The following is a 6,777-nucleotide window of genomic DNA, read 5'->3' on the forward strand; positions in this document are numbered from 1 at the left end:
TTGGCGATCAATTCGCCGAACAAGGTGAAGGTTCCGCCGACGAGCGACCCCATCAGCCAGTCGAGCCGCTCCCCAGTGCGCCCCGCTTCGTGGGACATCAGCCAGTGGAGTTCAGGATGCGCCGCGGCCATTCGGATGAAATCGGCCTGGAGCAGGCGCAGCTTGACCGGGTCTTCCACGCCCGCGAGACCAGCGAGCCGCCGCTCGAAGGCGTCGTTGAACCAGAACACGATGTCCCGCATGACGGCCTGCCAAAGGCCTGTCTTGGTCTCGAAATGATAGAGCACCAGCGCATGGCGCAAATTGGCGCGATGGGCGATCGATCTCGTCGTCGCCCCTTCGAACCCCACCTCGGCGAATTCCTGCGTCGCGGCTTTCAGGATCTTCGCGCGCGTCTCCACCGACCTGGCTTGACGCCGCCTTTTGTTGACCAGTTCCCCGTCGGGCTCCGGCTTCGGCGAAGCCGTAACCGAGCCTATGCCATAGCTGCTCTTCGCCACATTGATCCCATTCGACAAATTTGTGGCTATTATCCTGTCCAAGAGGTGAACTGCAAGCGCTCGTGGCGAGGATTCCGGGCGGACCGCCAGAGCGGTAGGGCGATCGCACCGGGCCGGCTTCCAGGTCGAGGGCGTTCCTCCCAGCCCCATTGACGCCGGGAGGAACGCGTCAGCATCAATATTGGTAGGTGAGCTTTATGCCGTAGGTCGCGGGCATTCCGGCCACGCGCGTGACCGTATCGACGACGTGCGCCGCATTGATGGTGTAGAACTGGTCGAACACATTGCGCCCCCAGATCTGCGCGCTCCACTTGCCGTCAGCGCTTTGGATTCCCGCGCTCAGATCGACAAGCGTGTAATGCGGCAGCACAAACTCCGGGCCGCCGCCGAATGTGGCGGGGCTGCTGCTGCGATGGGTGATATTGGCGCCCAGCGAGACGTTGAGGCTAGACGACACCGGGAAGACGTACTCCGCACCGGCGACGAACTGCCACTTCGGCGTGTTGGGGAAAGGAAAACCATCGATGTCGATGTTGACCGAGAAGGGGTCCCGCGTGATGTAGTGGCCTCGAACCCGGGATTCCACATAGGTCGCGCCGGCGTTCAGGGTCAGGCCTTCGATGGGCAGCCAGTTCAGATTGACTTCGCCACCCGTCACCCTCGATTTCGGAATCGTCACCAGTCCCGGCAAATTTCCAAATGGGGTCAGCACATAGCCGAGGATCTGCTTGTCCGTGTAATCATAATAAAAAGCGGCGCCGGAGACTTGGACGGTTCGGTCGAACCCTGACAGCTTGAACCCCGCCTCGTACGCCAACACCGATTCCTGCGGCACGGGATTGTATTGGCCGCTGAAGACCAGCGGCAGCGACGAGAACGAGCCGGCCTTGTAGCCTTTCGTCACGTTGGCATAGAGGTGAACAGCCTCGCTGGGCTTCCAGCTCACGTTGCCGCGCCACGACCAATTGTCCTCGTCCAGCTTGGCGGCGACAAATCCGCCGACCGGGGTGAACGGCGGCGGACCGGGAGGAACCGTCGACTGGAAGGTCACGCACTGCCCCGCGGCGAGCGGCGTCGTGGACAAGAGGCTGAAGGCGCGGGCGAGCTGGCCGTTGCCGGAGTCCGCCAGGCAACCCTGCGCCTTGCGCTCCTGGCTGGTGTAACGCACCGACCCCTGGGCGGAGAGCGTCTGGGTCAGCTGATATTCAAGACTGCCGAACGCCGCGAGCGTGTCGACGTCGACATTATTGTTGACGACGAACTGACTCCAGCGAAACGGTCCGACACCGTTGTTCGTGGCGAGGGTTAGGTTGAGCCGCCTCTCCGTCGTGCTGTCGGATCCGTAGTTGCCCCCGACCATCCATTTCAGGGCGCCGCCGGCGGTGTCGCCGGCAAGACGTACTTCCTGCGAGAAGGTTTTCATCTTCGCATTCGTGACGCCGTAGAGATTGGTCAGCTGCGTACCGTCGGAATCGACAGGGGTCAGGTAAATGAGGTTCGAGTAGGCGCTGATGGTCGTGAGCGTCACCCGATCGGACAGATCGAATTCCCCGCGCAACGCCAACTGGTAGAACTTGTTGTCCGCTTTGTAGTTTCGGCCCGGGTCCCAATCCGCCATCCGGTTGTCGTCGGGCGCCGCCGGGGTCGCATTCAAGATCGCCGCCGGGTCCGTGTAGCTGGTCGACGTCGGCGAATACCGCCGAAACTGGGCGGCCCGCGTCTCGCTCTTGTCGATCCAGCCGCTTGCGCTGAATTCAACACGGGCGGCGTCGACGGGATTCCAGTCCAGGACCAACCTGCCCGTCGTGAAGTCCCGATCTCCCAGCTGGTCGCCAGGGCGCGTGACGCTCTTCTGCCACGCTCCGCCTTGCTCGGTGCGAATCGCCAGCCGCGCGCCCAGCGTTTCCGAAATCGGCCCGCTGACATAGCCCTCGAAATTGACCTGATCGAAACGTGCATATTCGGCGCTGGCCCGGGCCGAAAACGCTTTCGTGGGCTTCGCCGCAATGAAGTTGATCGCGCCGCCGGTCGAATTCTGTCCGAACAGCGTGCCCTGCGGGCCTTTCAGCACTTCGACGCGTTCAAGATCGAGGGTGGCCCCCGGCGTCATCACCAGATACGGGAGCGGAACCTGATCGATATAGACCGAAACGGTCGGCGATACCGCCGTAGTATTATCGAAAAAGCCGACGCCGCGGATCGAGAACACCGGCGCGCCGTAATTGCTGGGCTGGTAAGAAAATCCCGGGGCGATCTTCGCCAGATCCGCCGGCGAGTTCACGCCAGCGCGCTGAAGTTGCTCGCCAGTTGCAGCCGTGATCGAGAGCGGCACATCGCTCAGTCGCTCACTGCGCTTCTGCGCCGTGACGATGATATCATCAAGCGTCACCCCATCTTGCGACGGCCGCGCCACCGGCGCCGTCTCTTGAGCGTAGGCGGTCGAGCCTAGAACGCCCGACGCCAACAACGCGCACATTGCGGCTCGATTGAGCATGATTCCTCCCCCTTCTATCTTTTCCTGTTGGTAAGTTTATCGCGGACTTTTTGAGGCTGGTCAACATACTATCCGCTTGGTCAAGATAATATTTGGCGTTCGGTCGCGCGAAACGCGCACGCGCAAAACCGCCGGCCGGGCGAGGCCCGGCGCGCCGACGCTCAATTGGTCAAATTGAACTGAAGTCGCGGTCAGCTCGCGACCGCGGGCGTCAGGGCGCGCCCGCCCGCAATGCGGCCTCGAGGACATCGTCATCGAAGCGGATCACCGGTTTGACGGCGTCGCCGCTGATGCTGTCGCGCAGGGCCTCGTTGATCTGGTCGGGGGCGTAGAAGCGCACCATGCGGTCGAACGGAAAGCGCCCGGCCATGTAGAGGTCGAGGATGCGGGGGATCAGCAGGTGCGCTGCGCCGCCGCCCTCGATGACGCCGCAGATGGTCTTGCAGCCGGCGAGCAAATTAAACATGTCGAGGCGAAGCTCGGGCTGCGCCGCGGCGACGAGGGCCGCGACGCCGCGCTGCCGCAGCGCGAGCATGGCGTTGCGAACCACGGCCTCACGTCCCGTCGTGTCGAGGGCGAAGTCGGTTCCCTCGGCTACGATCGCTCGGATCGCCGCCACGACATCCTCTTTGCCGCCGTCGATCACGTGGGTCGCGCCCATCTCCAGCGCCAGCGCCAGACGCGAGGGAACAATGTCGACGGCGATGATGGTGGTCGCGCCGGCGACGCGGGCGGCCATCACGCCGCTCAGGCCGACCGCGCCGGCGCCAAAGACAGCCACGCTGGACCCAGGCTTGACATCGAGCGCGTTCCAGACGGCGCCCGCACCGGTCATGATCCCGCAGCCCAGCGGCCCAAGCAACCGCAGCGGCGCGTCGGATCTGACCTTCACGATATTGCGCCGGTTGGCGACTGCATAAGCGGCGAAGGAAGACTGGCCGAAAAAGCGGTCGTGAAGCATTTCGCCCCCGTGCCCGCAGAGCGCATGGCTGCCGTCGGGCCGGCCGCCGCCAAAGCACAGGCCGCCAAGCTGCGCGCAGCTGGCAGGGGCGCCGCCGACACATTCACGGCATTGGCCGCAGCTCAGATAGGTCAGGACAACCGGATCACCGACCGCGACGTCCGTCACCGCCGCCCCGGCCGCGACCACCCGGCCGGCGCCTTCATGGCCGAGGACGGCGGGCAGCGGGCTGGGCATTTCGCCGTCGCGCACGGCGATGTCGGTGTGGCACATGCCCACCGCCTCGATCCTGACCACCACCTCGTCCGACCAGGGGGGCGCAAGGTCGATCTCCTCGAGCGTGAAGGCGCCGCCCCGCTCCCGCACCACCGCTGCGGGAACCCGGGTCAAGGCCCCGGCCTGCGGGCGCGCCGATGGTGTGGAAATGGTCATGCCCGTTCGGCTCGCGCGATGTTGATGACTTTGGCCTGGGTATATTCCTCCAGCCCTTCCAGCCCGAACTCCACGCCGAGGCCGGATTGTTTGGCGCCGCGGAACGGCACGTCGAACTGCAGGTCGAGATGCTTGTTGATCCAGACGGTCCCCGCCTCCAGCCGCAGAGCGACGTCATAGGCGCGATTCACATCGGCGCCCCACACCGAGGCGCCGAGGCCGAACTCGGAAGCGTTGGCGCGGGCGACGGCGTCGTCGACGTCGTCAAAGCGCAGCACCGGCAGGACCGGACCAAACTGTTCTTCCCGGACGAGCCGCGCATCATCGGCGATGTCGCGCACGATGGTCGGTGTGATGAAATAGCCGGGGCGATTGAGCGCCTCGCCGCCGGCGATCACCGATCCGGCCTGTCTGCTGTGTTCGATCAGGTCGTTCACACGGTCGAACTGGGCCTTGTTCTGCAATGGCCCGAACTGCACGCCAGGCGCCAGCCCGTCGTCCACGACCGCGCTCTGCGCCAGCCGCGCAAGCTCGTCACAGACTTCGTCATACAGACTGTCGTGAACATAGGCTCGCTTGACCGCGACGCACACCTGACCCGAATTGATCATTGCGCTCCTGAAGATCTGCGCCGCAGTCGCCCTGGCCGGGGCGTCGTCCAGAACGATCGCGGCGTCGTTGCCGCCCAGTTCCAGCGTCAGCCGCTTGAGCGACGGCGCCGCACTTTCCATCACGCGCCGGCCGGTTGGCGTCGATCCGGTGAAGGCGACCTTCGCGACGTCGGGATGGCGCGTCAGCAGGCTTCCCAGGTCGTTGTCGTCGACGATGATGTTGACGACGCCCGGCGGCAGCAGCTCCGCGCATAGATTGCCGAGATGCAGGGTGGCGAGCGGCGTGGTCGGCGCGGGTTTGACGACCACGCAATTCCCGGCGACCAGCGCCGGCGCAAGCTTCGCCATCAGCAGCACCAGGGGGAAGTTCCACGGCGTGATCGCCGCCACCACGCCGAGCGGCGTACGCTGCTGCACGATGCGGGCCTGATCATCGGCGCGCAGCGTTTCGACGTGCAGGATCATGTCCGCAAAGGTCCGCAGGATCGCCGCCGACTGAGCGACCTCGATCTCGGCCAGAAACAACGGCTTGCCCTGTTCCTGCGTCAAGAGGCGCGCAAAGTCCGCGCCATGGTTCTCCAGCGCATCGGCCAGCGCCAGCACCCGCGACGACCGTTGCGCCGCCGGTAGCCGCGACCAGCCGACGAACGCCGCCTTCGCCGCGGCGACGGCCTCATTCAGCAAGCCCTCGTCCGCACGCGGGCACCGCGCAAACACCTGCCCCGTGGCGGGGTTGACGACATCGAGCTCGGACGCCGCGTCGATCAATTTGCCGCCGATCAGAAGCTTGAACGGGTGCATCGTCTCGTCTCCCAAGATCAGTGCTCACGCGCGTTCGCCGACGCCGCCGGCCTTAGACGCGCTCCAGAATCACGGTGGCCGATCCATGGTGACCGGCGATGACGCCACCGGTGCCGTGCGCCAGGGCCAGGTCGCAATTTGCGACCTGGACCGCCGGATGGGCCGTTCCCCGAACCTGGCGGACGGCCTCCAGCAGCTTGGTGATGCCGCCACGGTTGCCGGGATGATTGCTGCACAGCGCGCCGCCGTCCGTGTTGAAGGGCAGCTTCCCCACGCCGGAAATCAGGGCGCCGTCCGCGACGAACGCCCCGCCCTTGCCGCGCTCGCAAAATCCGATGTCCTCGATCTGGATGACGACCGTGATCGTGAAGCTGTCGTAGAGCGAGGCGTACTTGATGTCCTGCGGCCGGACGCCCGCCTCTTCGAAGGCGGCGGCGGCGGATCGCACGCCCGCCGATCGGGTGAGATCGATCTTGCCCCCGTTCAAGTGGCCGACGGCGGCGCCGGTCGCGCGCACCCGGACGAGCGGGCCTCCGAGTGAGCGGGCGATGTCTTCGCGCACGACCACGATCGCGCCGCCGCCGTCGGTCATGACGCAGCAGTCCAGCCGGTGGAGCGGGTCGGCGACAAAGGGCGATTCCAGCACCTCCTCGACCGTGACCACGTCGCGTAGCAAGGCATGGGGATTATGCTGGGCGTGATGCGATGCGGCGACCTTGACCCAGGCGAGCTGCGCGCTGGTGGTGCCGTATTCGTACATGTGGCGTCGCGCGACCATGGCGTAGAGCGGCCCAGGGACGAAGCCGGAAAAAGCGCTGTCCGGCGCGCCGTGCAGGTCGACCCCCGTCAAGCCGAACGGGCGGCGCTCGGCAAGCTGGTTGTCCGCCATGGTGATCAGCGCGACGCTGCACCGACCGGCCTGGATCGCGGCCACCGCGTGCTGGACGTGAAACAGATAGGACGACCCGCCTGTTTCGG

The 6,777-nt window shown here is 65.5% G+C and carries 5 protein-coding genes; all 5 read right to left on the bottom strand.

The window, feature by feature from the left end; translation table 11 throughout:
* On the bottom strand, positions 1–500 hold a 500-nt coding region (locus VJS38_RS01785; RefSeq protein WP_324086440.1), incomplete at its 3' end, for a TetR/AcrR family transcriptional regulator.
* A gap of 175 nt (positions 501–675) precedes the next feature.
* The gene (locus tag VJS38_RS01790; RefSeq protein ID WP_324086441.1) at positions 676–2,994 is read right to left on the bottom strand and encodes a TonB-dependent receptor; all 2,319 of its coding nucleotides are present in this window, start codon (positions 2,992–2,994) and stop codon (positions 676–678) included.
* Positions 2,995–3,205: 211 nt separating this feature from the next.
* Complete coding sequence (locus VJS38_RS01795) at positions 3,206–4,252, bottom strand: NAD(P)-dependent alcohol dehydrogenase (RefSeq protein ID WP_324086442.1); 1,047 nt, start codon at positions 4,250–4,252, stop codon at positions 3,206–3,208.
* A gap of 131 nt (positions 4,253–4,383) precedes the next feature.
* Positions 4,384–5,799: an aldehyde dehydrogenase family protein gene (locus tag VJS38_RS01800; RefSeq protein WP_324086443.1), complete on the bottom strand. Its 1,416-nt coding sequence runs from the start codon at positions 5,797–5,799 to the stop codon at positions 4,384–4,386.
* 52 nt (positions 5,800–5,851) lie between these two features.
* The coding region (locus tag VJS38_RS01805; protein WP_324086444.1) for a thiolase domain-containing protein at positions 5,852–6,777 on the bottom strand (926 nt) is incomplete at its 5' end.

The sequence above is a fragment of the Phenylobacterium sp. genome (assembly GCF_035276905.1).
GTDB lineage: Bacteria > Pseudomonadota > Alphaproteobacteria > Caulobacterales > Caulobacteraceae > Phenylobacterium.

Coding starts and splice junctions, on each gene's coding strand:
- VJS38_RS01790 (WP_324086441.1), bottom strand. CDS start 2,994: ATGCTCAATCGAGCCGCAATGTGCGCGTTGTTGGCGTCGGGCGTTCTA.
- VJS38_RS01800 (WP_324086443.1), bottom strand. CDS start 5,799: ATGCACCCGTTCAAGCTTCTGATCGGCGGCAAATTGATCGACGCGGCG.